This window comes from Microbispora sp. NBRC 16548, from assembly GCF_030268985.1.
In the GTDB taxonomy this organism is placed as follows: domain Bacteria; phylum Actinomycetota; class Actinomycetes; order Streptosporangiales; family Streptosporangiaceae; genus Microbispora; species Microbispora catharanthi.
Map to the genome: position 1 here is coordinate 1 of NZ_BSSF01000086.1, position 415 is coordinate 415.

Annotated in this window: 1 protein-coding gene; it reads right to left on the bottom strand. The window is 70.6% G+C overall.

Going from position 1 to position 415, the window contains the following annotated elements:
- The coding region (locus QSK36_RS43140) for a family 1 glycosylhydrolase (RefSeq protein ID WP_285786453.1) at positions 1–377 on the bottom strand (377 nt) is incomplete at its 3' end.
- Positions 378–415: the final 38 nt, after the last annotated feature.

Genomic DNA, 415 nt, shown 5'->3' on the forward strand with positions numbered 1-415 from the left:
TAGCGGGAGGTCAGCCCGACGAGGGTCTCGTACAGCCCTTCGGGCTCCACCACCCAGCCCAGCCCGCTGGTGCGCGCGTCCTCCGGCGTGACGGTGCGCACGCCCAGGTCGAACGCCGAGCGCAGGGCGGGGTCGGCCTCCTGGTACGGCGCGGCCTCCACGTGCAGGCGGTAGTAGTAGTTCACCCCGAGGAAGTCCACCGGCGCGCCGATGATGTCCAGATCACCGTCCTGCCGGAAGGAGAAGTCGGTGATCCGGCCGAACGTCTCGGCCATGTCGGCGGCGTAGGCCCCGCCGAAGAGCGGTTCGGTGAACTGCCGGTTGACCAGCAGGTCCATCCGCCGCGCGGCCCGGACGTCCTGCGGAGAGGCAGTCACCGGCACGGTCGGCGACATGTTGAGCGTCACCCCGACCT